24 protein-coding genes and 1 tRNA gene are annotated in these 22,258 nt (G+C 67.7%); 16 read left to right on the forward strand and 9 right to left on the reverse strand.

The window, feature by feature from the left end:
- Window positions 1-133 precede the first annotated feature (133 nt).
- A complete protein-coding gene (locus tag ACWGIS_RS04205; RefSeq protein ID WP_453360849.1) occupies window positions 134-667 on the forward strand; it encodes a hypothetical protein in 534 nt (177 codons plus the stop codon).
- A 307-nt stretch (window positions 668-974) separates the two neighbouring features.
- Here the strand turns inward: ACWGIS_RS04205 and ACWGIS_RS04210 are convergent, their stop codons facing one another.
- From ACWGIS_RS04210 to ACWGIS_RS04225, 4 genes are all read right to left on the reverse strand, one after another.
- Entirely contained in the window at window positions 975-2,732 is a 1,758-nt protein-coding gene (locus tag ACWGIS_RS04210; protein WP_453360850.1) for an ATP-dependent nuclease, read from the reverse strand.
- An 88-nt stretch (window positions 2,733-2,820) separates the two neighbouring features.
- The gene (locus ACWGIS_RS04215) at window positions 2,821-3,759 is read right to left on the reverse strand and encodes an SUMF1/EgtB/PvdO family nonheme iron enzyme (protein ID WP_453360851.1); all 939 of its coding nucleotides are present in this window, start codon (window positions 3,757-3,759) and stop codon (window positions 2,821-2,823) included.
- A gap of 51 nt (window positions 3,760-3,810) precedes the next feature.
- Window positions 3,811-4,596 carry an aminotransferase class IV family protein gene (locus tag ACWGIS_RS04220; RefSeq protein ID WP_453360852.1) on the reverse strand — a complete coding sequence of 262 codons (786 nt, stop codon included), beginning with the start codon at window positions 4,594-4,596 and terminating at the stop codon, window positions 3,811-3,813.
- 153 nt (window positions 4,597-4,749) lie between these two features.
- Window positions 4,750-5,133 (reverse strand): GntR family transcriptional regulator, encoded by a 384-nt coding sequence (locus ACWGIS_RS04225; RefSeq protein ID WP_453360853.1) that lies wholly within the window; start codon window positions 5,131-5,133, stop codon window positions 4,750-4,752.
- Between the two features lie 496 nt (window positions 5,134-5,629).
- Here ACWGIS_RS04225 and ACWGIS_RS04230 point away from each other — a divergent pair, with 496 nt between their 5' ends.
- The 7 genes from ACWGIS_RS04230 (at window position 5,630) to ACWGIS_RS04260 (ending at window position 11,797) form a co-directional block, all read left to right on the forward strand.
- Complete coding sequence (locus tag ACWGIS_RS04230; protein WP_453360854.1) at window positions 5,630-5,935, forward strand: hypothetical protein; 306 nt, start codon at window positions 5,630-5,632, stop codon at window positions 5,933-5,935.
- Window positions 5,932-6,132: a hypothetical protein gene (locus ACWGIS_RS04235; protein ID WP_453360855.1), complete on the forward strand. Its 201-nt coding sequence runs from the start codon at window positions 5,932-5,934 to the stop codon at window positions 6,130-6,132. The genes ACWGIS_RS04230 and ACWGIS_RS04235 overlap by 4 nt, the downstream gene beginning before the upstream one ends.
- A complete protein-coding gene (locus ACWGIS_RS04240; RefSeq protein WP_453360856.1) occupies window positions 6,125-7,165 on the forward strand; it encodes a DUF2637 domain-containing protein in 1,041 nt (346 codons plus the stop codon). Before ACWGIS_RS04235 ends, ACWGIS_RS04240 begins: the two co-directional genes overlap by 8 nt.
- Window positions 7,165-7,506 (forward strand): RRQRL motif-containing zinc-binding protein, encoded by a 342-nt coding sequence (locus ACWGIS_RS04245; protein WP_453360857.1) that lies wholly within the window; start codon window positions 7,165-7,167, stop codon window positions 7,504-7,506. The genes ACWGIS_RS04240 and ACWGIS_RS04245 overlap by 1 nt, the downstream gene beginning before the upstream one ends.
- A 76-nt stretch (window positions 7,507-7,582) precedes the next feature.
- Window positions 7,583-9,163 (forward strand): hypothetical protein, encoded by a 1,581-nt coding sequence (locus ACWGIS_RS04250; protein WP_453360858.1) that lies wholly within the window; start codon window positions 7,583-7,585, stop codon window positions 9,161-9,163.
- Window position 9,164: 1 nt separating this feature from the next.
- Complete coding sequence (locus ACWGIS_RS04255; RefSeq protein ID WP_453360859.1) at window positions 9,165-11,261, forward strand: hypothetical protein; 2,097 nt, start codon at window positions 9,165-9,167, stop codon at window positions 11,259-11,261.
- A 233-nt stretch (window positions 11,262-11,494) separates the two neighbouring features.
- Window positions 11,495-11,797: a hypothetical protein gene (locus tag ACWGIS_RS04260; RefSeq protein WP_453360860.1), complete on the forward strand. Its 303-nt coding sequence runs from the start codon at window positions 11,495-11,497 to the stop codon at window positions 11,795-11,797.
- Between the two features lie 24 nt (window positions 11,798-11,821).
- On the opposite strand, the gene ACWGIS_RS04265 is transcribed toward ACWGIS_RS04260, so the two are convergent.
- Both ACWGIS_RS04265 and ACWGIS_RS04270 read right to left on the reverse strand, forming a co-directional pair.
- The gene (locus tag ACWGIS_RS04265; RefSeq protein WP_453360861.1) at window positions 11,822-12,364 is read right to left on the reverse strand and encodes an HNH endonuclease; all 543 of its coding nucleotides are present in this window, start codon (window positions 12,362-12,364) and stop codon (window positions 11,822-11,824) included.
- Window positions 12,365-12,458: 94 nt separating this feature from the next.
- Window positions 12,459-13,436, reverse strand: coding sequence for an HNH endonuclease (locus ACWGIS_RS04270; RefSeq protein WP_453360862.1), 978 nt, complete (start codon window positions 13,434-13,436; stop codon window positions 12,459-12,461).
- A 261-nt stretch (window positions 13,437-13,697) separates the two neighbouring features.
- Between ACWGIS_RS04270 and ACWGIS_RS04275 the strand changes: the two genes are divergently transcribed.
- From ACWGIS_RS04275 to ACWGIS_RS04300, 6 genes are all read left to right on the forward strand, one after another.
- Window positions 13,698-14,423: a DNA cytosine methyltransferase gene (locus ACWGIS_RS04275; RefSeq protein WP_453360863.1), complete on the forward strand. Its 726-nt coding sequence runs from the start codon at window positions 13,698-13,700 to the stop codon at window positions 14,421-14,423.
- A complete protein-coding gene (locus ACWGIS_RS04280; RefSeq protein WP_453360864.1) occupies window positions 14,420-15,337 on the forward strand; it encodes a bifunctional DNA primase/polymerase in 918 nt (305 codons plus the stop codon). The genes ACWGIS_RS04275 and ACWGIS_RS04280 overlap by 4 nt, the downstream gene beginning before the upstream one ends.
- A gap of 86 nt (window positions 15,338-15,423) precedes the next feature.
- On the forward strand, window positions 15,424-15,765 hold the full coding sequence (locus tag ACWGIS_RS04285; RefSeq protein WP_453360865.1) for a hypothetical protein: 342 nt from the start codon (window positions 15,424-15,426) through the stop codon (window positions 15,763-15,765).
- Window positions 15,762-17,009, forward strand: a complete 1,248-nt coding sequence (locus ACWGIS_RS04290) for a DUF3631 domain-containing protein (protein ID WP_453360866.1) — start codon at window positions 15,762-15,764, stop codon at window positions 17,007-17,009. Before ACWGIS_RS04285 ends, ACWGIS_RS04290 begins: the two co-directional genes overlap by 4 nt.
- Window positions 17,010-17,165: 156 nt before the next feature.
- On the forward strand, window positions 17,166-17,354 hold the full coding sequence (locus ACWGIS_RS04295; protein WP_453360867.1) for a helix-turn-helix transcriptional regulator: 189 nt from the start codon (window positions 17,166-17,168) through the stop codon (window positions 17,352-17,354).
- A gap of 59 nt (window positions 17,355-17,413) precedes the next feature.
- A complete protein-coding gene (locus ACWGIS_RS04300) occupies window positions 17,414-18,826 on the forward strand; it encodes a tyrosine-type recombinase/integrase (RefSeq protein ID WP_453360868.1) in 1,413 nt (470 codons plus the stop codon).
- Between the two features lie 134 nt (window positions 18,827-18,960).
- Here ACWGIS_RS04300 and ACWGIS_RS04305 read toward each other — a convergent pair.
- Window positions 18,961-19,042 (reverse strand) — tRNA-Tyr (locus ACWGIS_RS04305).
- Window positions 19,043-19,243: 201 nt separating this feature from the next.
- On the opposite strand from ACWGIS_RS04305, the gene ACWGIS_RS04310 reads away from it, so the two are divergent.
- The gene (locus ACWGIS_RS04310; protein ID WP_355789823.1) at window positions 19,244-19,732 is read left to right on the forward strand and encodes a YajQ family cyclic di-GMP-binding protein; all 489 of its coding nucleotides are present in this window, start codon (window positions 19,244-19,246) and stop codon (window positions 19,730-19,732) included.
- A gap of 79 nt (window positions 19,733-19,811) precedes the next feature.
- Here the strand turns inward: ACWGIS_RS04310 and ACWGIS_RS04315 are convergent, their stop codons facing one another.
- The gene (locus tag ACWGIS_RS04315; protein ID WP_453360869.1) at window positions 19,812-20,078 is read right to left on the reverse strand and encodes a GlsB/YeaQ/YmgE family stress response membrane protein; all 267 of its coding nucleotides are present in this window, start codon (window positions 20,076-20,078) and stop codon (window positions 19,812-19,814) included.
- A 163-nt stretch (window positions 20,079-20,241) separates the two neighbouring features.
- Here ACWGIS_RS04315 and ACWGIS_RS04320 point away from each other — a divergent pair, with 163 nt between their 5' ends.
- Complete coding sequence (locus tag ACWGIS_RS04320) at window positions 20,242-21,507, forward strand: APC family permease (RefSeq protein WP_453360870.1); 1,266 nt, start codon at window positions 20,242-20,244, stop codon at window positions 21,505-21,507.
- Between the two features lie 46 nt (window positions 21,508-21,553).
- On the opposite strand, the gene ACWGIS_RS04325 is transcribed toward ACWGIS_RS04320, so the two are convergent.
- Window positions 21,554-22,114 carry an SMI1/KNR4 family protein gene (locus ACWGIS_RS04325; RefSeq protein WP_453360871.1) on the reverse strand — a complete coding sequence of 187 codons (561 nt, stop codon included), beginning with the start codon at window positions 22,112-22,114 and terminating at the stop codon, window positions 21,554-21,556.
- Between the last annotated feature and the right edge of the window lie 144 nt (window positions 22,115-22,258).

Raw genomic sequence — 22,258 nt, forward strand, 5'->3', positions numbered from 1 at the left:
TTTCTCCCGCCCGTCCCGCCACTGGAGGACGTCTGGGGGGAGCAGGGGCGATCCCACCATGCGGATGTTGGCCCCCCGGGCCGAGAACGCCCGTAGCGTTAGCGAGCCCTGGGCGCCTGGGTAGCATTTTGCAGTGGACTGGATATCACCAGTAAGCACTCTGGCGGGAGCCGTGGTTGGCGTGGGGGCGGCGTTGATCGCCGAGCGTCTCCGCTGGCGCCGCGACCAGCAACGGGAGGCTGTGCAGACGCGCAGGGCTGTGTACTCGGAGTTTCTGATGGCGCTGAGCCGCGGACACTCCGACATGCGAAGTATCGTTCTGCGGCCCGACCCTCCGTCCGGCGACGTGCTCTATGGCGAGCTTCATCAAGCCCTCGACGGCGCTGGTATCTGGCGCCTCAGGCAGTGTCTGTCACTCACTGCCTCAGCTGAGATCATTCAACTGGCCGAGGCCGCGTGTGATGCCCTGGCCTCGATGCGTGACCGGCTCATAGAGGAACCGACCATCCGGGGTGAGCCCTACCGGGTCTGTCGCGCGGAGCTCTGGCGGGAGAACGCGCATGTGCGAGAAGCCATGCGGCGAGACCTTGGGATGGATGGCCCTGAAGACCCCGAGGTGGGCCAGTACCGCCTCTCGGACATTCGCAGATCCTCGGGAGGCAGTTGACCGGCATCGGGCGGGCGGCAGCCACTTCTCGCTTCGCCGCCAGCCCACGACGGTTTTCAAGAGCGTCGCGCTTGCAGCGCGCCCAGCTGACTGACCTGTGCGGGAACGTCCACGACGTCATCTCCATTGGGCTCTGGCCCACGCATGGCCCACAGCCTGCCGAGGCAGCCATCACGCCCCAAACCCTGCATGGCTCCGCTCGCGGTGGTAGACGGCCATCCGCTTGCCGGGCCGCGGTTGGACCACCACGATGTTGAACGACCGCTGCTGGCCATAACTTCTATGCAAGAACTGCTGGTTCAACACTTTACTGACTTACCTCAACTGCTGCCTTCACCAGCGCGGCTACGTGCTTTCGGGCAGGCTCGCTTCTGTGTCCGCCAGCCTCGATAGCAGCAGGAAGCCAACTAGCTCCTTTAGAGACTCCGAGGTAGGGAGTGAAGCGCTCTAGCTCACCCACTCTCACCGCAACGATCCCCATATTATCAAGCCTTCTGAGCAAATTCTGCGCCACCTTAGGGTCTGCTTTGAAAGCCAATTCTCCGTATTCTTTCAAAGCAGACCAAGGGTTCCCTTTACTCCTCAACTGCGTCATGAACTCATGTCGCACTGTCGCCGTAAATACTTCATTTTGACGTGAGGAGAAGACGCCATTAAGTGCGGACAAAACATTCGAAATATGCAAAGCCTCTCGCGGCTGCCGGAATTCTGCAGTGGCTTTTTCGTAGTCATCTTTCAATGAGCCCCAATCACCTCCCATAGCCTCGACTAGGATTCGGATTTTCCCCCTGTCATTGAGGATATCGAGATCCGGGCTCGCGACAACCGGGACTTTCACAGACCGTAGAACTTTAGCCAGGCGCGGAAGGCCGTCTTTCCCCCCACAAGGCACGAACAAAATATCACCAGGGAGCGCAGGCAGTTCATTCTTCGGTGCGTATTCCTCTAGGGCAGATGAATAGAATCGACAGTCCCTCTCCGCCTCAGCCAACACGACAGCCTTATGAAAGAGCCCATCCAATACATTAGAATACCTAAGAACCGGGTCATCCCAAATTCCCTTCAACTCCCTAACGTTTAGCTGATGAGCCTCTGTTCCGCCTTCGACGGGTCGTTCGAGTCGAACGATTGAGACGTCTACCTCTGACTGAAGAAGGCCAGACAGGAGATTGCGATCATGCGTGGCAAGAATTACTTGGATCTTTTTCGACCTCGCCTGCTCTCCGAGGATTCGCCCCAGCGCCATAGCCTGCGGTGGGTGCAAGAATGCTTCCGGCTCATCGATAAAGACAACAGGGTAGGCCGAAGTGAGCAGGGGCAGGAGGAGCCCGATAAGGCTCTTCATGCCGTCCCCTTGGTCCATCAAGTTCGGCAGCCCTGAAAGGGCATCCCGATATCCAATATCGATTTTATCAATTGCTGGCGCCGGGAGTCCAGTCTCGCCAACTCGCAGATTTACCTGTTTACTGAGTCGATCAAGCGTCAGAGTCTGGCCGAATACCTCAAGGCTGATCTCGCAGAGTTCAGCCAAGAGATCTTCTTTATCTTGCAGAACGTGCATAGGTGACGTTGCCGGGGCATCGAACATGTCGCGCATCTCTACGGGATTGACACCGGCAATTCTCTGCCAAGCGTCTCCATAAAAAACGAGAAGGTCATACAACTCCTGAATGCCAAGGTCGGACATTTGCGTTGTGTAGCGCCAGTCGACTACGCCAGCGTGGACCTCAGCTACGCCTGGGCGAACGAAAAAATCTTGGCCGTTTCTAATTACCTTTCGCGAGTGCTTATGTAGCCACGCCCGGAGGTCTTCGGCACTTCCCTGCGTTGCAATATCAATGCCGTCTACAATGAAAGACGTACCATGTTGTTTCGCATTCTTTCTGCCGTGCTTGATATGGTTGATGATCTCGCGAATAAGTGTCGATTTTCCGGAATTATTGGACCCGACAATGGCAGTCACCCCAGCTTCAGAGAGGGTGATTGAGGAGCCTCCAGATAGCTTTACAGATGGAACATGGATTGAAAAATTGGATGCGTTACCCGTCTCGTCAATCGGTTCCATCCGGTCCTTCTTCCTAGTTTGGCCGCCTCAGAAAACTGAAGACTTTCCAAGCTGACCCCCCGTGATCCATGAACTGCCGCACGGGCCATCAGCCCTTGCCGACGGTCATCTGCTCAGGCAACGCTACACAGCGGAACCCGGTGTCGTCGTCATGCATCGTCTCGTTGGCGTCGTTGGCAACGGCGGGAGCTCCCCGGAACAGTGGACTGGTGAATGCGCTGCCGCGGAGTTCGTACCGCCCGCGGGTGGTCGGCGTTGCAAGCCACTCCCATACGTTGCCCACCATGTCGTAGACGCCGTACGGCGAAACGCCGCTGTGGTACCGAGAAACGGACGTCGTGGCCTCCACACCGGTCTCCCGAACGTTGCACTTTGCAGCGGTCTTCTGGTCCCCCCAAGGGAACGTTCGGCCAGAAGTTCCGCGCGCCGCTTTCTCCCACTGCTCGGCTGCCGGCAGCGACTTCCCTGCCCAATTCGCGTACGCGCTCGCGTCCCGCCACGTCACGTGCACGACAGGGTGGTCGTACAGCTCACGGGGGCATCGGCCGTTTCCCCAGTGCTCAGGTACCGGATACCGGGTAGCCGCGCAGAACCTGGCGTAATCGGCGTTGGTGGTCGGGAAGGTGTCGATGTGGAAGTCATCCACCCACACCGGATCGTCATCCTCCCCTGACAGGAAGATTCCTTCCGGGATATGTGCCATGAGCTTTCCGTCCCCGGGATGCTTGACGTACTCGCCGCTGCTCGTCTGATCCTCGCCCGACTCGATGATGGCTCGGGTGGGGATGTCATCCGCCGCGAGAATGCCAACAAAACGGCCCTGGGCATCCTGATCGGCCTTGGCAAGCAAGGTGTCAAGAGCCGCTTGATTTACCATGCGCAAGGCGGCTTGCTCGCCGCCTGCCTCCCACCGGGAGACGATGCGATCGGACACCCCGAGCTTTTCGGCGAACTCCATGAGACTCATACGTACGGCTTCACGCAGTGCCTTAACTTCACGTCCGGTCCATTTCGTAACGAGTGGCATGGGCTACCTCTGTCGTGAATCGCGCCCCTGGCAAGGGCGGCGTGCACGCGTTTACAGGCGGTCGCCAGGGATTCCGGCGTACCCCTCACGCAGTGCGGCGAGCACGGGGTGGTCCTGTGAGAACTGCACGTCATCAAGAGCGCTCAACGAGCGCACGCCAATCGTGGTGTTCGTGGCAAAGGCCGCCGCCATGTTCGGGACGTCGGCAAGCTGTACTGGGGCCGTGACCTGCTTGGGAGCGTCAAGGCTCTGGAGCAGAAGCATCGTCGTGCCGGGTAGAACGGGCGCGTCCGGCCAAATGACCGTGCCGTCCTGGTCGACGAATCCGAGATTCCAAGTGCCGCCCTCGGAGACGCGGCCATCCGGTTCAACGAACACCGCGTCGTCGAATCCTGCGAGCTGAGCCTCACGGCGAATCCGAAGTTGCGAGTGGAGTCCGATGTGCTTCACGGCCGCGCTGTCGCGGGTGAAGGCAAAGGACTTGGCCGCAAGCGGGGGCGGGGGCATGGCGCCCGCCGGCCGCAGGTTGACCAGGACGTGAGGGTCCTTGGCGTCGCTCGGGCGGCCCATGTCGATCGCAGGGTCGTAGATCGTGACTCGGAGCCCCGCGACGCCCTTAATGCCCTCAACCGCCTTGCGGATGTAGTTCAGGGTTTGCTCGCGGTCCAGTTCGACACCGAAGACGAGTCGGCAGTCCCGCACCAAGCGGTCCATGTGGAGAGACAGGCCGCGGATCGTGCCGTCCTCCATGCGCATGGACGTGAAATGTCCGTAGTTCGTGAGGGCGAGAGCTTCGAGTTCGTCCAGAGTGACGGGCTTGCCGTTGAGTTCAGCCATGCGGCCAGTCTTGCAGCCCCTGACGCTGCGCCAACACCCCGTCAAACAGCCAAAGTTCGGATTAGTTCGGTGCAGCGGCGGCGGGAGTACGTACTCCCGGAGCGTTCGCCGGGACACGCTTAAGGCATGACGACGAACGCACCGCGAGAGACGCTAGGCGCCGGGCTCTCCCTCGGCGGCGCCCACGACGGCCTCAAGCTGCTTGACGCGCTCGACAAGACCGGAAAGTTCGGTCGAGACACGCGCGAGCTCGGCTTGCAGCTCGGTCAGGCGCAGGGCAGCCTCGCGGGGCGCCTGCTCGCCAGGGGCAGGGTCACGGACGTAAGTGCCGCTGCCCGGGCGACCTTCCACCAGTCCCTCTTCCTGGAGCTGCGTGTAGGCGTTCTGCACGGTCATCAGGGCTACGCCGAGCTTCTTGGCGTAGGCCCGAGCACCGGGAAGTCGGTCACCGGGCCCGAATGTCCCTGCGGCGATTTCGTCTCTGATCCTCGCTGCGATCTCGCGGGCGTTGAGCTTCCTCTTCGGCTGTGAGTCCACACCCGAAAGCGTACTTGACCTAGGTCGTTTCCATTCAGGTCGCGAGACCTCTTGACGACCAGAAGCGACCTAGGTAGCTTTCTCCTCATCGACGAGCGACCTAGGTCGCTCTATTTAAAACGGCTTGACCTGCGTGAACAGCGTCCGGACGCACGGCCCGGATCACGCGCTGTGGAGAACTCAACAGAGCGCCGACCCAGCCGCATGCACAGGTGCGGTCGATGGGTGCGGGTCACCATCCCGGCGGCCATGTCGGGCCGGGTGACCTGCCCGGATCTGCTCTTAGGGGCGGGTCCGGCGTCTGCGGCTCTTGCCGCATCTCGAACCTCAACCTCTCCGCTGCGTCCACTGCGGCGGCCGGTTGCCTCCGCTGCTCGTCTCATACGAGCAGCGCTGAGGGGAGCCGGAGTTGTCCGACTTCAACGGCGCGCGGCCCCGGAGGTGCAACTCCGGGGCCGCTGTTTGGGCCGTTCCACTGATGAAGGAGTCACGACCCATGAAGTGCATCGTTGCTGGTCATGTGGCTGTTACGCCGGCCGAGTTCGCGGAGCTGGCGTTCGGCATTGACCTTGAGCTGTTCACCGGCCCCGTCAGGGAGTCGGAGCTGGAACGGGCCGCGCGGCTGGACGTGGCGCGGGAAGTGCTCGCGGAGCTGCGCGAGAGTGCCCCGGAGGCCGCCGCGTTCGCAGAGTCCCTGCTCCGTATGAGCCCGCTCGTCTCCCGCCCGACCGCCCGCCGTTCGCGCCGCACAACGAAGCGCCAGGGTGGCCGCTGCACCGCTGGCATGCAGGTGGCGGCATGAGGGAACGCCTCTTCGCCTGGTGGCTGCGCCGGGGCGGGGCGGTGCTGGCCATCGCGTGTGTGACGTCGTGGCTGGTGCCATTGGCGCCGTGGGGGCGGGGTCTGTGGAACCTGGCCGTGTTCGCCGGCGCCACCCATCTGCTGCTCGTCTGCCGGGCCCGCCGCGAGCGCGGCCAGGACGGGGGCCGCCATGCTTGAGTCCCTGTCTGCGGAGCAGATCCGCTCCGCGGAAAAGACGCTCTCCTACGGGACGTGGGCTATCACCGCGGGCGCGGTGCTGTTCTCCGTCCTTACCGTCACGCCCCTCGTCGAGCGGGTCACCCCGGACGGTTGGGACCGCACCGCGCCGATCCTTCCCCTGGTTGTGGATACCGCAGTGGTCATCGTGGTCCGTCTCGATGCGACCGTGGCCCGCCTCGGGGGAACGTCCGGGGCGTGGCCGGCCGTGCTGCGGTGGATGACCGGTCTTATGACGCTGCTCCTGAACATCGGGGACAGCGCGCTCAAGGGTGACGCGGTGGGGGTGGCGGTCCACTCGGTGGCGCCGCTCCTGTTGATCGCCACCGCCGAAGCGGGGCTCGCCTACCGGCGTGCGATCAACCGCGCGGTGGAGCGCATCGAGCGTTCACGGGCCGCCGAAGCCGAGCAGCGTGAACAGCAGCAGCGGGCCGAGCGTGAACGCGAGCGGCAGGCCCGTGAACACCGTGAACAGCAGGCCCGCGAGCACGCCGAAAAGCTCGAACGTGAGCGGGCCGAGCGGGAGGCTTCCGAGCGGGCTGCGGAGCGCGACCACAACGCCCGCATAGAGCGTGAACGTCTCGACCGCGAGGCTGAGACCCGTCGTGAGCAGCGCGAATACGAGGAGCGCGTCCGGCGCGAGAAGCAGGCGCGTGAGGATGCGTTGCGGCGTGAACAGCGTGAACAGGCGGAGCGTTCACGGTCCGACCGGCACGGCCGGGAGGTCGTCTCCCTGGCCTCTCGCGAGGCTGTTGAGCGGGATGGCGTGAACACCGTGAACGGCTCCGTGAACACCGCCGTGAACAGCCGGCCGACCCCGTTCACGAAGATGCCCGAGACCGAAGCCCGCGCCTACCTCCGCTCGTTCGCAGAGGGCGAGAAGTCGGTACGGCAGCTCGCGGAAGACACCGGCTGGTCGATCGGCTGGGTCGCCAACCGACTGCGCGAGAACACGGACGAGGACGGGGACGGACCGGCTGAGGCTGCCGTCTGATGGCCTCCATACCCGTCTACCCCTGGCACCTCGCCCCCGTCGGTCTGGCCACGATCCGGCAACTGCGGGCCCGAGGGCTACGGCCGGGCGGGCAGGACGTTGCCGCGCAGATCGAGCGACCCCGGTATCGCCGCGGGCCGTTGGTCGCCTACCTGTACGAGATCGACATGGCCAAGCCCGTACGCCCGATGACGCCGGCGAAGTGGGCTGCTCTGGCCAAGGCCAACACCGCGCGGCGCACGTGCCCGGAGTGCAAGCGGGATGCCGGATACGTCATCCCCGCCTCGCTCGGCATGTGCGTGCCCTGCGCCTATCCCAACGAAGAACAGCGCGCCGCCTGACCACCGTTGACAGGCCCGGCCGGCAACTTCCTACGGCCCCGGCCGGGCCCTACTCCCCATAAGGAGTGCTCACAGCATGACGGACCTCAGCACCGAGCCGGTAGTAGCACCGGCTCCCCCAACCACACCACCCCCGCCGCCCGACACCCCGCCCACCACCGCCAAGGACACGGCAGAGGTGGACCACACGCCCGGCGGCTGGCCGGTCGTTCCGCTCGCCCTGTCCGGGGCGAACGGCACGGTCGGCGCCCTCGCCGCCGCCTCCCTGGCAGGCGGACCGCTCGCCGCGGCCGTGGCCGCGACCGGCATGGTCGTCCTCGGCACGGTCGCTGCCAGCCGTTCCCGCAAGCCCAACCCGCGCCGCGAAGCTCGCCGGGCCGCGGCCCGTACTGCCGGCCGCACCGCTGCACGCACCCCGGGGCTCCGCAGCTCGGGTGGTGGCACACGTGCCGCCTCGGGGCGCCGTTCCGGCGGATCACGTGGCGGCCGAGCCGGTAGCAGCGGGTCGGGCAAGGTACCCGGCCAGCACCGCCGCACTGCCGCGGCCCGCTACGCCAGTACAGGGACCGGCGGAAAGACCCCGAGCAAGACCGGTAACGGCCCGTCCAAGCACGCCGGGGGATCGGGCAAGGGCATTGCCCGTCGGGCAGGGCAGGTCAAGGCGCTGCGGGCCGCACGGAAGGACGGTGCCGGCTCGCGTAGCGGGCAGCGGGCGCAGCTGACGAACGCCCGGCGTGCGGTCGCTGATACCCGCCGCAACGCCAAGACCAACGCAGGCAAGACCGGGCCAGGAAGGCGCGGTATCGGCGGAAGCCGCCTGCTGGGCGGTGCCGCCCGTAAGGCGCGGGCCGCCCGGGACGCGGCGATCGCTAAGCAGCGCAACAAGCGCGACACCAAGACCGGTAGCACGGTGGCCAAGCAGCGGGCGCAGGTCCGCAAGGCCCCCGCCCGGAAGGCAGCCCGCAGCGCGCTGCGCCGGTCCGCGGCCCGCTTCCACGGACGCCGCCTGCTCGCCGCGCTGCTCGCCCTGCCCGTCGGCCTGCTGGGCTGCCTGTCCACGTGGCTCGGCCGCAAGCTCGGCATCCCCGCCCTCATCCACCCCGGGCGGCGCCTGTACCGGCGGATGGTGCAGAGCGCCGGTGAGCAGCGCGCGACCCGGGACGAGAACGCCCGGGACAGGCAGCGCGAGCAGGAGGCCGCCGCGGACGCGGAGGCCGCGAAGGACGGCACGGACGGTATCGCGGACGGCGTTGAGCGGCCCGCGGCCACGGTTCCCACCAGCACGAACACCCCTGTGAGTGAAGGAGAGCACGTGTCCGGATTCCGGTTCGAAGAGGCCGCTGCCGAGATGGAGCAGGCCGCCAACCAGTACGAGCCCGAGAACGCCATGGAGATCCTCGCCATGGTCGAGGGACTGCCCGCCGCGCTCACCGCGGTCGCCAACGTCATGAAGATCCTCGCGGAGCGCTCCGACTCGGAGTTCCCGCTGGAGAAGGAAGTCGCCGACGGCTTCAACGACATCTTCGGCGCCCTGATGAGCGCGGTCGCGGTCGCGGAGGACATGGGACCGCTGTTCCGCCAGGCACACGAGCAGGACATCGCCCGCCACGAGGACCCCCGCAACGGCACCGAGGCTGAGAAGGGCTGGAACGTCTGACATGAGCAGCACCGCCACCGCAAAGCAGCAGGCGAGCAGTGGTCCGGTGCTGGACTGGAGCGCCGGTCACGGACCCGTGACCGGCGCTCTGTCCGCCACCACCGGAGCCTTCGCCCTCGCCACCACCGGCGCCGCCACCTCGATGCCCCCCAGTTGGGCCCTCGCCGTGGGCGCGGCCGGGGCGCTCGGTCACACCGTCGCCGGTATCCGCGTCCGCAACGCCGGCCGCACCCTCGCCACCAAAGCCGCATCCTGGCTGGTCGGCGCCGGGTGGACCACGTGGGCCATGACCCACGGACCGCTCACTTGGACCGCGCTGGGCTCCCTCGCCACCATCGGAGTCGGCATCGGAGCCGCCGCACGGTCCACCGCGCTGTACGAGGAAGCGCGCGAGGACGAGGCCAACGCCGCTCAACAGCGCGCCATCGCTGCGGAGTTGTCCGCGGAGCGGCGTGCGATCGCCGCGGAATGGGTCGACCGCATCCAGCGCGTCTGCTCCATCACCGTGCGCGTCGTCGGCGTCGAAATGTGGGAGACCGGCGCCGGATTCTCCATCGACGCCGAACTCCCGCCCGGCGGCGCCACCTGGAACAAGATCGCGGGCGAGTCCCCGCGCCTGTCCGCCGATGCGCGGCTGCCGCACGGCTGCACCGCCACCGCCGGGCCCGGCATCCATCAGGGCCGCGTCATCATCGACGTCACCACGGTGAACGTGCTGGAGCAGGAGCGCACCTACCCCGCCGACTACGGGCCGCTCTCCGTGCACACCGGCATTCCCTGGGGCTACCGGACGAACGCGGAAGAGGTCCTGGCCTACCTGCGCGAGCAGTGCGCGCTGATCGTCGGCCCGACCGGTTCGGGCAAGACGAACCTGATCCACCTGATCCTCGCCGGGTTCGCGCGCACTGAGGACATGCTCACGTGGGTGATCGACCTGAACGCCGGATCCGCCGGCCTCCCGTGGGTCCTCCCGGCGCTGAACGGGGAGATCACGCGGGAGGACGGCAAGCCCGTGCGGCCCGGTGTTGACTGGCTCGCCGGAACGTACGAGGAAGCCCTGACCATGCTTGACGCTGCGGTGCGGGTGGCCAAGCAGCGCAAGATGGGCTACCAAGACCTGCTGTCCAAGGCCAACACCGATCTGCTGCCGGTCAGCGTGAAGATCCCTCAGATCATGCTCGTCATTGACGAGGGCGCGGAAATCCTGGCCAGCACCGACCGGCAGATCCGCAAGCTCGGGGACAAGATCCTCGAAGTGATCCGGATCGCCCGCGCCATGGGCGTACGCACCGTCATCACCGCCCTCGGAGCAACGGGGAGCGTCCTGAACAACCTGATGATCCGTCGCGAGGCCAAGGTGCGCGTCGCCCTCACCGGTGGTGAAACCGAGGGCATGGACCTCTCCAAGATGTTCCCCGGCAGCCGCGGCCTGCGCGTCGACCAAGCCCCGCACAAGGGAGCCGGGTTCATGGGCACCCCGGAGTCGCCGGCCGCGCTGTTCAAGGCGTGGCGGATCCTCCCGAACCAGATCCGGGAGATCACCGCCGCAACCTCCGACCGCCACCCCACGCTCGATGACGTATCCATGAAGGCAGCCGGGCCCGCCTACGCGCGGCGCTGGGATGCCGAGCGCACCGCATGGATGCGCGAGCACGGCGCGTCCGACAACGCCAACGATGCCCCGCGCGTTACGGCGGGGCCGCTGCGGCTGTCCGCGCTGAGCGAGCAGGAGTCCCCGGAGGACGCGCTCGCGCGGCGGTTCCGGGAGGAGATCGACGCGCAGTTCGGCACGGCACCCGAACCCCAGACCACCGAGCAGGGCGACGCGTTCGAGCGGCCGGCGGGGCTGAACCTGTCGGCGCTGCGGGGCGAGGAGGACAGTCCCGCGCAACAGGCCGCGCTCGCCGCACTGATCGCCGCCGGACCCGAGGGCACCGGAGCGTCCGCGATCGCCCGCGCCCTTGCGGACGCGTTCGGCACGACCCGTCAGACGGTCGTCGGCTGGCTGAAAACGTGGGTGCAGGACGGCACCGCCGTGCGCGTCGGGGAGGGCACCAAAGCCCGCTACGTCCACCGCTCCCACACCGGCGACGGCTGATCCCTTGTCGCCTGTCGCCCCCGCGCCAGCGCATGTCGTCTGACGGGCCTGTAGGGCCCGGAAACGGCTTGTGACCTGGGAGGCGACAAGCGACAAGACAAGCGACAAGACAAGCAAGACGACAAGCCGCACGACAAGTGAGACGACAAGCCACGCGACAAGCACACCACCCACCGCACGGGCCCGCGCCACCTCTTGGTGCGGGCCCGCGGCGTACCCCTGAGGGAGCTGAAATGCGCCAGCACACCCCGCCCGGCCAGATAGCCCCGCACATCCCCGCCGACACCTGGAACCGCGCTCAGGCCACCGGCCAGCCGGTCGTGTTCGTCGTCAACGACACCCCGCCCGCCTTCCCCTGGCAGCGCGTGCTGATCCCGTTCGCCATCGCCGGGGCCGCCGCACTCGGAGCGTGGGGCGTGGTCGCCGCCCTGTGCTGGCTGATGGACGTCGCCGCGCACACCGCAACCGTCATCGCGAGCGCCACCGGACCCATCGGAGCCGGCGGACTCACGCTCAAACTCGCCCGCAGGCGCTGATCGCAAGGGAGCGAGCAACGTCGGCTAGGCCGAATACCAGTCGCTCGGGTCCTCGGAGAAAGGCCCACGCCAATCACGCAGCTGGAAGATGCGGAAGGGCGTCCGCGCGTCGGTGGGCCAGCCAGATGCTTCGGCCGCCGCCACATGGTCGCTGTAGTAGGCGCGGTATATCGCGGCTTTCACGCGGATCGTCGGCGTCGCGCGGGCGTTGAAGTAGGTACTGTCCAGGTCGCGTTGGAACCAGACTCGCCGGCGCGGATGGATCGATTCGATGTGAGTGAACTCGATGCGTTCCACCCACGTCGCGTACCGCTGGCGCAGCCGCTCGAACCCCTCTCCGAGCCGGCCGTTGCCGGGATGCCCCGGTCGACCCCAGTCTCCGGGACTCGTTCGCAGGGCTGCGAACTCCAGGGGCGTGCGGCCGTTCTTGGCGTCGTTGCAGGCCTCACAGGCGGGCACGAGGTTGTGCAGATCGTCGTCACCGCCCCTGGCGTAGGGGATGACGTGGTCTTTGACCCGCGAGGGGGCCAGGGAGTACACGCACCGGCCGCCGTGCGCTGTCAGCACGGCGAGCTCCTCCCACAGCGGGAAGTATCGGCGCCGGGGCCGCCCTGCCTGGCCCAGACGCCGCTCTCCTACGTCTCTTCGCACTCCGTCGTCCTCAGGCGGTGACCGCTTCGACGAGGCCGGCCTGCGAAGGGATCACGACCGGCGGCACGTTCTGGCGATGCATGTCCCAGTGCTTGGCGAGCCACGTGACGTGATCTGCGGTCACGGCCACGGTGAGCGGAGCGCCGTCCAGCGTGGCGTAGTCCGGGTAGGCCTTCAGGGCATCGGCAAGGTGCATCGTCTTGGTCGTGGGGTCGACGGCGATGAGGCCGAGGTCGAAGAGGCGGTGCAGGTCGCGGCGCAGGAGCAGGCCGCCGCCCTTATGGTGCTTGCCGTTGGCCGCGTAGCTGTACAGGTGCGCGGCCTCCAACGCCTGGACGGGTGCCGGCCCGGTGAACGCGCATACTTCGCCGAACACCTCAAGCAGGTGCTTGCGGAAGGCAGGCTGTCCCTTGCGGACGCGGACGACGGCCGAGCCGTGGCCTTCGGCGATAACCTGCCGCGCGGTGTCGACGATGCGCAGCGGCACGGGGACGCCGCCGTGGGTGAGGGCGTGGTGGAAGTCGTCCCAGCGCAGCTCGCGCAGGCTGTTCTGCGAGGCTCGCTGTACGCACAGCGCCCGCAGCTCCGGAGCGGTCAAAGCTCCACGGGCGGCGATCCATCCGGCCTCGTGCCGACTGGTGTAGGTCTTCACCTGCTTGGTTTTCCAGCCGGCGTCTTCGTTCTCGTGCTTGCACTCCTGGTTCCAGCACACGAAGCGGGGCTTCTTCTGCTTCCGCTCAGCGACGTCGGCCTTCTCGCACTTGAGGCAGTACGGCGTCTTCTTCGTGGTCTGGCCGTTCGCGATGTCCTCGATCACCGACAGGCCCAGCATCTCCACGGAGTCCCACAGCACGATCACGTCGCCGACCTTCAAGGTCGCGTGGTTGGGGACAGTGCTGTCCCAGCTGTAGTGGGTCGCGGGGTTGTCGTCGTAGCCCTCGCTGATCCGCTTGCTCCCGGCCTTCGCTAGCGCCAACCACGCCGTCATCTCAAGCCCTCCCGACAGGCACACCGAATCGGGCGCCGACACGCGGGCATCGCGCGAGCGCCTGTGATCAACGTAGCGGGCACCACTGACAACGCCCTGCGAAATTCCCGGCCTCCCCGCTCTGACCGGGGATCGCCACGCACCCCCGCCGGCGTCATGCGCTCGGTTCGGGGGCTTTTCCGGGCGGCCGCCTCTCACCACAAGTCGACGGCCGCCCTGTTCTCCACCCGTCACGGGACTGACCTGATGGAGGTCTCCAGCATGCCCCACCCCACCGATATCCGGCGAGCCGGACCCCGACCCCTCGTCCTGGACGCCTTCTGCTGTGCCGGCGGCATGGGCATGGGCTTCCACTTGGCCGGCTTCGACGTCGTCGGCGTCGACATCGAACCCCAACCCCACTACCCGTTCACCTTCCACCAGGCAGACGCCGTGACCTTCATCCGCGAGCACGGCCACGAGTTCGACCTGATCCACGCCTCCCCACCCTGCCAGGACTACTCCAACCTCAACGCCTACAACAAGAAGACGTACCCCCGCCTGATCGCCCCGACCAGGGCCGCCATCCTCACCACCGGTCGGCCCTACGTCATCGAGAACGTCGAAAGCGCCGCCAACGAACTCATCGACCCCATCACCCTGTGCGGGCCCATGTTCGGACTCACGGTCTACCGCCACCGCGTCTTCGAGACCAACTGGGACTTGACCCCGCCCAACCACCCTCGACATGGCCCGCTGTGCACCCGAAACGGCTATCTGCCCACTGCGGACAGGCCGTACATGACCGTCACGGGCGGCGCCCACTCCCGAGCCTGGCAAAACGCCGCCGCGGAGGCCATGGGCATGCCCTGGATCAAGGTCCCCGCCGGCGGAAACATCAAGCTCGGCATCCGCGAGGTCTGCGAAGCCATCCCACCCGCCTACGCCCAATACATCGGCCACGCCTACCTCACCAACGCCGCACCCCAATTGGAGGCGGCTGCATGAGCCGTACCCCAGACACAGAACTCTCGAAGCCGGGCCTGCTCACCTGGGCACTGGAAGCCGCGCGCCGGGAATGGCACGTCATCCCCCTGCGCCCCCACGACAAGCGCCCGGCCGGCCACGCGGACAAGTACTGCCCCGGCACCGGCCGCTGCGACAACGGCCACAAGACCCCGGAGGAACGCGCCACCACCGACCACGATCTGTTGGTCGCGGCGTGGACGCGGCAGCCCTACAACATCGGCATCGCGACCGGCCCCTCCGGGCTGCTCGTGATCGACCTCGACACCCTCAAGCCCCAAGAATCGAAAGGAACGCCTGACGGCGCCGCCAACTTCCAAGCGCTCTGCGAGCGCGCCGGACAGACCGTCCCCGACACCTACCGGGTGCGGACCGCCCGCGGCGGAGGACACCTGTACTTCACCCAACCCCCCGGCCTCCAGCTGCACTCCACCGCAGGACGCCTCGCGAAGAAGGTCGACACCCGGGGCTGGGGCGGGTACGTCGTCGCCCCCGGCAGCATCACCGCAGACGGCACGTATACGGTCCTGGACGACCGCGAGCCTGTCCCGCTGCCGGGCTGGCTGTGCGACGCACTGACAGCCGCTCCCGCCGCTGCCCCCGGGCCGCTGAGACTGCCCGTCATGGCGGGCAGTCTCGCGGCACAGGCGGCGCTGGAAGCCGAGTGCGCCGCAGTGGCTGCTGCTGCGGAGGGCATGCGGAACACGGTGCTGAACCGCAGCGCCTTCAAGGTGGGGCGGTTCGTCGCGTGGGGCGACCTTCCGCGGCACGTGGTGGAGGAGGCCTTCCAGGCGGCGGGGGAGGCGGCCGGACTCGCCACTGCCGAATGCCGCACCACGATCCGCAGCGCACTGGACGGCTCCATCCGCACCGCCCGCCCGCGGGAGGCCGCATGAGCGCCCCCAACTCCCTCCACCTGGAAGGCCAAGCCCAACCGACTGGCGGGCCGCGTCCCGCCCGGCCGGCTGGACCCCAGGCGGCTGTGGGCGGACCGAGGGTCGCCGCCCGCAAGGGCGTCCCTTCTGCCCTTCGCTCTCAGAAGTTCCGCAGCAACCAGGCCCGTCACAGCACCTCCGACCCCACCCCCGAGCAGCCCGGAATCCGCAACTACGCCCCACCGGTCTACCGGGACCACTGGGACGGAGCCCGCTGGTGGAAGCAGCCCGGCGACACCCCCAACGGCGCCTACGCCTGCGCCTGCGGACAGACCGCCACCGCCACCGGAGCCCCGAACGTCGCCGCGCTCGCCGCCGACTACGCCGCCCACAAGTCCACCTGCACGGGAGCTCCCGTGCCCCTGCCCGAAAGGAGGGCCGCCGCATGACCGAGACCATCGACGGGGCCGCGCTGCTGGACGAGGTGGAAGCCTTCCACCGCCGCTTCAACGTCTTCCCCACCGAACACGCCTACGTCGCCGTAGCCCTGTGGGACGCCCACGCGCATTTGATGGACGCTCTCGACGGCACCGCCCGCATCGCCTTCCTCAGCCCCGAACCGGGTTCCGGGAAGTCCCGTGCGCTGGAGATCATCGAGACCCTCACGCCGCGCGCCGCGACGACCGTCAACGCCTCCGCCAACGCCTTGTTCCGGCTCGTCTCCGCGGACGAGGGCACCCCTACCCTCCTGTTCGACGAGATCGACACCGTATTCGGGCCCAAGGCGGGCGGGAACGAGGAGGTCCGCGGGTTCCTCAACTCCGGCTACCGGCGCGGCGCCAAGTCCCTGCGCTGCGTCGGGGACGGATCCGACCAGAAAGCAGGCTTCTTCCCCTCGTTCTGCGCGGTCGCCATGGCCGGACTCGGCACGCTGCCGGACACGATCCTGACCAGGTCGGTCATCATCCGCATGCGGAAGAAGGCACCCAACGAGAAGTGCGAGCCCTACCGGCGCCGCGTCCACGAGAAGCAGGGACACGTGCTGCGGGACCGGCTCGCAGACTGGACCGCCACGGTGCGCGACCAGGTGTCTGAGGCGTGGCCCGAGATGCCCGAGGGCGTCACGGACCGGCCGGCGGACGTGTGGGAACCGCTGCTCGCGGTCGCAGACGCGGCCGGCGGACACTGGCCGGCCCGAGCACGCGCGGCGTGCATCGAACTCATCAAGTCCGCGAGCAGCAACGACGAAGCCTCTCTCGGCGTGCGGCTGTTGACTGACCTGCGCGACAAGGTGTTCTGCGGTGTGGACAAGATGCCCACCGCGGCCATCCTCGAAGTCCTGCTCTCCCTCGATGACGCCCCGTGGGCCGACATGAGCGAGGACGGACAGGCCATCAAGCAGCTCACCGCCCGCCGGCTGTCCAAGCTGCTGAGCCAGTACGTGCGCCCCGACAACAGCCCGATCAAGCCCAAAGGGATCCGGGTCGGCAGCACCACCCCCAAGGGCTACTACGCCGAAGACCTCACCGACGCGTGGAACCGCTACTGCCGCCCCGACCCCCAGGAAGCCGCAACATCCGCAACATCCGCAACATCGCAGGTCAGCGGGGGTGGATCTGTGGCGGATGCCCCTTCTGAGACCCGCCACATGTTTGCGGAAACCGACACACGCCAACTCCGCATCGCTGGCTGACCAGCCCGCACCCCACGGTCCCGCCCCGCCGCCGCGTGGCGGGACCTATCCGCAACACAAACGGCATCCGCCACAGATTCAAGCCGCTGACCAGCAGTGTTGCGGCGTGGCGGATGTTGCGGATCCCCCAGAAGGCGAAGACAAGGAGTCGCAACGATGGCTCGCCCCCAGATGCTCAAACTCCCCGAAGTCCTGACCGAGCTCGGCATAAGCCGCGCGGCCTTCTACCGCATGCGCGCCCGCGGTAAGGCCCCCCGCCTCCGCAAGCTCCCCAACGGCCAGGTTCGGGTGAGCCGCGCCGACCTGGACGCGTGGTGGGAGGACTGCACCGAGAACGCCGCCTGACACACCATCCGCTGGGCCCGCCCCCTAAGTGGGCGGGCCCTTCCGCTGTCTGGAGACCAATGCCCCTCACTTACGACGTCCGCGTCTACAGTATCGAGACCCGGCGCGACCGCCCGAAGCCCTACCGCGTCCGGTGGCTGGTCGGCCCGCAGAAGCACTCAAGGAGCTACACCGTCAAAGCCCAAGCGGACGGACGGCGTTCGGAGCTGATGACCGCTCTGCGCAAGGGCGAGCAGTTCGATGTGGAAACGGGCCTGCCCGCTTCCGAACTTCGGGCGCTGAACGGCTCTGTGAGCTGGTACGAACACACCCGGACGTACGTCGAGCGCAGGTGGGATCGCCTGCCCGCGAAGTCCCGTCGCAACGACGCGGATGCTCTCGCCACGATCACCCCGGCGCTCGTGAGGACGTCCGTCGGCCAACCGTCTGCCCGTGTACTCCGCACCGCCCTGTACGCATGGGCGTACAACAAGAGCCGCTGGGATCAGGAGCACCCCGCCGAAGTCGCGGAGGCACTCCGCTGGATCGAGAAGAACTCGCTGCCCGTCTCCGCGCTCGAAGACCCCGAGACGCTGCGCCTGGCTCTCGATGCCCTTTCGACGCTGCTTAACGGCTCCCGTGCGGCCGGCCGCACGGCGAACCGCAAGCGTGCATGTCTCAGCGACGTCCTCGGCCTCGCCGTGGAACGTCGATACTTCACCATCCCGGTGAACCCGTTGACCACGGTGAAGTGGTCGCCTCCGAAGTCGACCGAGGAAGTCGACCCCGCGAGCGTCGCCAACCCCCGACAGGTTCGGGAACTGCTCGCAGAGGTACGCGCTCAAAGTGACCGAGGCGCTCACCTCGAAGCCTTCTTCGGGTGCCTCTATTACGCCGCCATGCGCCCCGCCGAAGCCGTGGGGCTGACTGTGTCGCAGTGCCACCTCCCCAAGCGCGGCTGGGGTCGGCTCACGCTACGCGGCGGCATCGTTCACGCCGGCCACAGCTGGACGGACGACGATCGGGCCTACGAGCAGCGCCATCTGAAGGCTCGCGCCGCCAGAGACTCCCGGGTCGTGCCCATCCCGCCTCACTTCGTGGCCATGCTCCGGTGGCATCTCACCCGGTACGGAGCGGCGCCGGACGGACGGCTCTTTCGCACGAGCCGGGGCGGCGTGATTCAAGACACAGGATATGGCGAAGTATGGGCAGAGGCGCGAAGCGCGGCCCTCTCCCCTATCGAGGCGGTATCTCCGCTTGCACGTCGCCCGTACGACCTTAGGTGCGCCGGCGTCTCCTTCTGGCTCTTCTCTGGGGTCGATCCAATGGAGGTGGCTCGCAGGGCTGGGCACTCCGTCGCAGTGCTCCTCCGGGTCTACGCGAAGGTTCTGGCGCAGGCGCAGGACCGAGCGAACCGCCAGATCGAGGCTGGCCTGCGGGAATGGGACGGAAATAGCGAATCCCCCGGGGGACGCCTGGGGGACACGCACTGATCAGGGCCGGGCTACACCCGAGATCTAGTGAGACAAGACTCGCTTTTCGATCACCGTTCGAATCACGATGTTCGAACAAGAAGAAACCCCCTCCGGTCTACGTTTCCGCAGATCGGAGGGGGTCTCCCTTCATGTGGCGGCGCCAGGATTCGAACCTGGGAAGGCTGAGCCGGCAGATTTACAGTCTGCTCCCTTTGGCCGCTCGGGCACACCGCCGGGGTTGCTGCCGTGAGGACCGCTTTTCGGCGGTGCTCCGTGGCAACGACGTAAACGATACCCGATGCCCGGGGGTGGTTCGCCACCCGATTGATCAGTACTCGGCGGGGAGCGGGTGGCTAGGCTTATGCGGATGCGGCGCGGGGCCCATGCCGGCTCTGCGGCCGCCCCCACGCACCCCGATACAAGGAGCCACAGGACATGGCCGACTCCAGTTTCGACATCGTCTCGAAGGTCGAGCGGCAGGAGGTCGACAACGCCCTCAACCAGGCCGCCAAGGAGATCTCGCAGCGCTACGACTTCAAGAACGTGGGCGCCTCGATCTCCTGGTCCGGCGAGAAGATCCTCATGGAGGCGAACTCCGAGGAGCGGGTCAAGGCCATCCTCGACGTGTTCGAGACCAAGCTGATCAAGCGGGGCATCTCGCTCAAGTCGCTGGACGCCGGTGAGCCGCAGCTCTCCGGCAAGGAGTACAAGATCTTCGCGTCCATCGAGGAGGGCATCTCCCAGGAGAACGCGAAGAAGGTCGCGAAGATCATTCGTGACGAGGGCCCCAAGGGCGTCAAGGCTCAGGTGCAGGGCGACGAACTGCGCGTCAGCTCCAAGAGCCGGGACGACCTGCAGGCCGTGCAGGCGCTGCTCAAGGGCAAGGACTTCGACTTCGCGCTGCAGTTCGTGAACTACCGCTAGCGCGTTCGGTGCGGGTACGACGAAGGGTGGGCACCCCGGGTGCCCACCCTTCCTGCCTGCCCGGAGCTTCGTGGTCCGCTCAGCGGCGCGAGTCCCCGAAGAAGATGCGGTAGATCACCAGCAGGACGAGGGAGCCGCCGATCGCGGCGGCCCAGGTGGCGCCGTCGTAGAACTCCTTGGTGATCGGGTGGTCGAGCCAGCGCGCGGAGATCCAGCCGCCGATGAAGGCGCCCGCGACGCCGATGACGGTCGTTCCGACGAAGCCGCCCGGGTCGCGTCCCGGCAGCAGGAACTTGGCGATGGCTCCGGCCAACAGCCCCAGAATGATCCAGCCGATGATGCCCATGCCCTGAACCTGCCTCTCCGCACCGTGCCCGGACTGTGATCATGCTCCGGCCGGGCTGTGTCCATGCGTTCGAGCCGCTGGTCGCACCCGTGTTGGTGCCCCGTTGCCGGGGAGGACGTCTGCCCGCCGCCGGCCGGTTGCACTGATCAGTAGGGTGCTGGGCATGACAGGACACGGGACCGCCGGCCAGGACACCGGTGCCGGGCTGCGGCGGACGCTCGGCGTCGGGGACGCCGTCGTCATCGGACTGGGCTCGATGGTCGGCGCCGGCATCTTCGCCGCGCTGGGTCCCGCCGCCGGGGCCGCCGGCTCGGGGCTGCTGATCGGGCTCGCGATCGCCGCCGTGGTCGCCTACTGCAACGCGATGTCGTCCGCGCGGCTGGCCGCCCTGTATCCCGCCTCGGGCGGCACCTACGTGTACGGACGCGAGCGGCTCGGGGAGTTCTGGGGCTATCTCGCGGGCTGGTCGTTCGTCGTCGGCAAGACGGCCTCCTGTGCGGCGATGGCGCTCACCGTGGGCGCGTACGTCTGGCCGGGGCAGGCGCACGCGGTGGCGGTCGGTGCCGTGGTGGCCCTGACCGCGGTGAACTACGGCGGGATCCAGAAGTCGGCCTGGCTGACCCGGGTGATCGTGGCGGTGGTCCTCGCCGTCCTCGCTTCCGTGGTGGTCGTCTGCCTCGGTTCCGACGCCTCCGACGCCGGCCGGCTCGACGTCGGGCTGTCCGGCGGGCTCGGCGGGGTGCTTCAGGCGGCCGGCCTGCTGTTCTTCGCGTTCGCCGGGTACGCGAGGATCGCGACCCTCGGTGAGGAGGTCAGGGATCCGGCGCGCACGATTCCCCGCGCCATCCCGCTGGCCCTGGGTATCGCGCTGGTCGTGTACGTGGCCGTTGCCGTGTCGGTTCTGTCCGTGCTGGGTGCGCAAGGGCTGGGCGGGGCTTCGGCGCCGCTGGCCGATGCCGTGCGGGCTGCGGGGGTGCCGGGGCTCGTGCCGGTGGTGCGCGTGGGTGCGGCCGTGGCCGCGCTCGGGTCGCTCCTCGCCCTCATCCTCGGGGTGTCGCGGACGACGCTGGCCATGGCGCGTGACCGGCATCTGCCGGGTGTCCTGGCCGTCGTCCACCCGCGCTTCCAGGTGCCCCACCGGGCGGAGCTGGCCGTGGGGGCGGTGGTCGCGGTCCTGGCCGCGACGGTCGACGTGCGGGGTGCCATCGGGTTCTCCTCCTTCGGGGTGCTGGCGTACTACGCGGTCGCCAACGCGTCGGCGTGGACGCTCGGTTCGGCTCCCGTCCAGCGGATCGTCCCGCTGGTCGGGCTCGTGGGGTGCGCGACGCTGGCCTTCGCGCTGCCGGGTGTCTCGGTCGTCGTGGGAGCGGCCGTGCTGGTGGCAGGGGCGGCTGCTTACGGCGTACGTCGGTGGGCGGCCTCGCGGTAGGCCACTCGCAGACGTGGAGGGGCGAGGACGGCGGGGTGCTGTCGGCTTATGTGGCCGGCACCGTGCGGCTGCGGAAGTCGGGCCAAGGGAGCAGGTCCGCGTTGTCGTTGGACTCCTCGTACCAGCCGGTGCCGTCCAGCCAGGTGCTCAGCCAGTCCTTGAGACTCGCGGCGTCCACGTACCAGGCGTCGTCGGCGCGGTCGGCGTTCGGCTCGAAGAACAGGACCGTGCCGTCCGGGTCCCGGCAGTCCACGCACGCGTACATCCCACAGCCCCAGTGGGATATCGGCAGAACCGCTTCGGGCCAGGGCCAGTCGGGGTCCTTGACGCCCTCGGCGCGGTTGGCGACGTACTGCGGGACGACCGCCGGTTCGCCGGACGGCGCGCTCTCGAGCAGGGGCAACAGGCCGTATTCCGGGCCGAATCCGCCGTCTCCTATCCGCAGGTAGAGCGCGGCGAGCAGGGGTGGCAGCGGGAAGCCCAGGGCGGACTCGGCGCGGGCGATCACGGAGGGGTCCACCGGCTCGGGGAGCGACGGCCAGCCCCACGGGCGGGTGTCACGGGCCCGTCGGGCGACCCTTGCCAGCAACTGCTCGATTTCGGTCATGGGCTCATGATGCAGCGCGGCACCGACAATCGTGCGGGCCTGTGGACAACCCTCGCGGCGGGCGGGTTCGAGGCTGTGGACAACGGCTCTCGCACTGCTTGTGGAACGCAGGGCTTCCGTATCCGGGTCCTCTTGGTCCGGGTG

The organism is Streptomyces sp. NPDC054842 (assembly GCF_053611025.1).

Excerpts from the sequence above, each read along its gene's own strand:
- ACWGIS_RS04210 (WP_453360850.1), bottom strand. The coding sequence starts at position 2,732 with ATGGAACCGATTGACGAGACGGGTAACGCATCCAATTTTTCAATCCAT.
- ACWGIS_RS04215 (WP_453360851.1), bottom strand. The coding sequence starts at position 3,759 with ATGCCACTCGTTACGAAATGGACCGGACGTGAAGTTAAGGCACTGCGT.
- ACWGIS_RS04220 (WP_453360852.1), bottom strand. The coding sequence starts at position 4,596 with ATGGCTGAACTCAACGGCAAGCCCGTCACTCTGGACGAACTCGAAGCT.
- ACWGIS_RS04230 (WP_453360854.1), top strand. The coding sequence starts at position 5,630 with ATGAAGTGCATCGTTGCTGGTCATGTGGCTGTTACGCCGGCCGAGTTC.
- ACWGIS_RS04235 (WP_453360855.1), top strand. The coding sequence starts at position 5,932 with ATGAGGGAACGCCTCTTCGCCTGGTGGCTGCGCCGGGGCGGGGCGGTG.
- ACWGIS_RS04240 (WP_453360856.1), top strand. The coding sequence starts at position 6,125 with ATGCTTGAGTCCCTGTCTGCGGAGCAGATCCGCTCCGCGGAAAAGACG.
- ACWGIS_RS04245 (WP_453360857.1), top strand. The coding sequence starts at position 7,165 with ATGGCCTCCATACCCGTCTACCCCTGGCACCTCGCCCCCGTCGGTCTG.
- ACWGIS_RS04250 (WP_453360858.1), top strand. The coding sequence starts at position 7,583 with ATGACGGACCTCAGCACCGAGCCGGTAGTAGCACCGGCTCCCCCAACC.
- ACWGIS_RS04255 (WP_453360859.1), top strand. The coding sequence starts at position 9,165 with ATGAGCAGCACCGCCACCGCAAAGCAGCAGGCGAGCAGTGGTCCGGTG.
- ACWGIS_RS04260 (WP_453360860.1), top strand. The coding sequence starts at position 11,495 with ATGCGCCAGCACACCCCGCCCGGCCAGATAGCCCCGCACATCCCCGCC.
- ACWGIS_RS04270 (WP_453360862.1), bottom strand. The coding sequence starts at position 13,436 with ATGACGGCGTGGTTGGCGCTAGCGAAGGCCGGGAGCAAGCGGATCAGC.
- ACWGIS_RS04275 (WP_453360863.1), top strand. The coding sequence starts at position 13,698 with ATGCCCCACCCCACCGATATCCGGCGAGCCGGACCCCGACCCCTCGTC.
- ACWGIS_RS04280 (WP_453360864.1), top strand. The coding sequence starts at position 14,420 with ATGAGCCGTACCCCAGACACAGAACTCTCGAAGCCGGGCCTGCTCACC.
- ACWGIS_RS04290 (WP_453360866.1), top strand. The coding sequence starts at position 15,762 with ATGACCGAGACCATCGACGGGGCCGCGCTGCTGGACGAGGTGGAAGCC.
- ACWGIS_RS04295 (WP_453360867.1), top strand. The coding sequence starts at position 17,166 with ATGGCTCGCCCCCAGATGCTCAAACTCCCCGAAGTCCTGACCGAGCTC.
- ACWGIS_RS04300 (WP_453360868.1), top strand. The coding sequence starts at position 17,414 with ATGCCCCTCACTTACGACGTCCGCGTCTACAGTATCGAGACCCGGCGC.
- ACWGIS_RS04310 (WP_355789823.1), top strand. The coding sequence starts at position 19,244 with ATGGCCGACTCCAGTTTCGACATCGTCTCGAAGGTCGAGCGGCAGGAG.
- ACWGIS_RS04315 (WP_453360869.1), bottom strand. The coding sequence starts at position 20,078 with ATGGGCATCATCGGCTGGATCATTCTGGGGCTGTTGGCCGGAGCCATC.
- ACWGIS_RS04320 (WP_453360870.1), top strand. The coding sequence starts at position 20,242 with ATGACAGGACACGGGACCGCCGGCCAGGACACCGGTGCCGGGCTGCGG.
- ACWGIS_RS04325 (WP_453360871.1), bottom strand. The coding sequence starts at position 22,114 with ATGACCGAAATCGAGCAGTTGCTGGCAAGGGTCGCCCGACGGGCCCGT.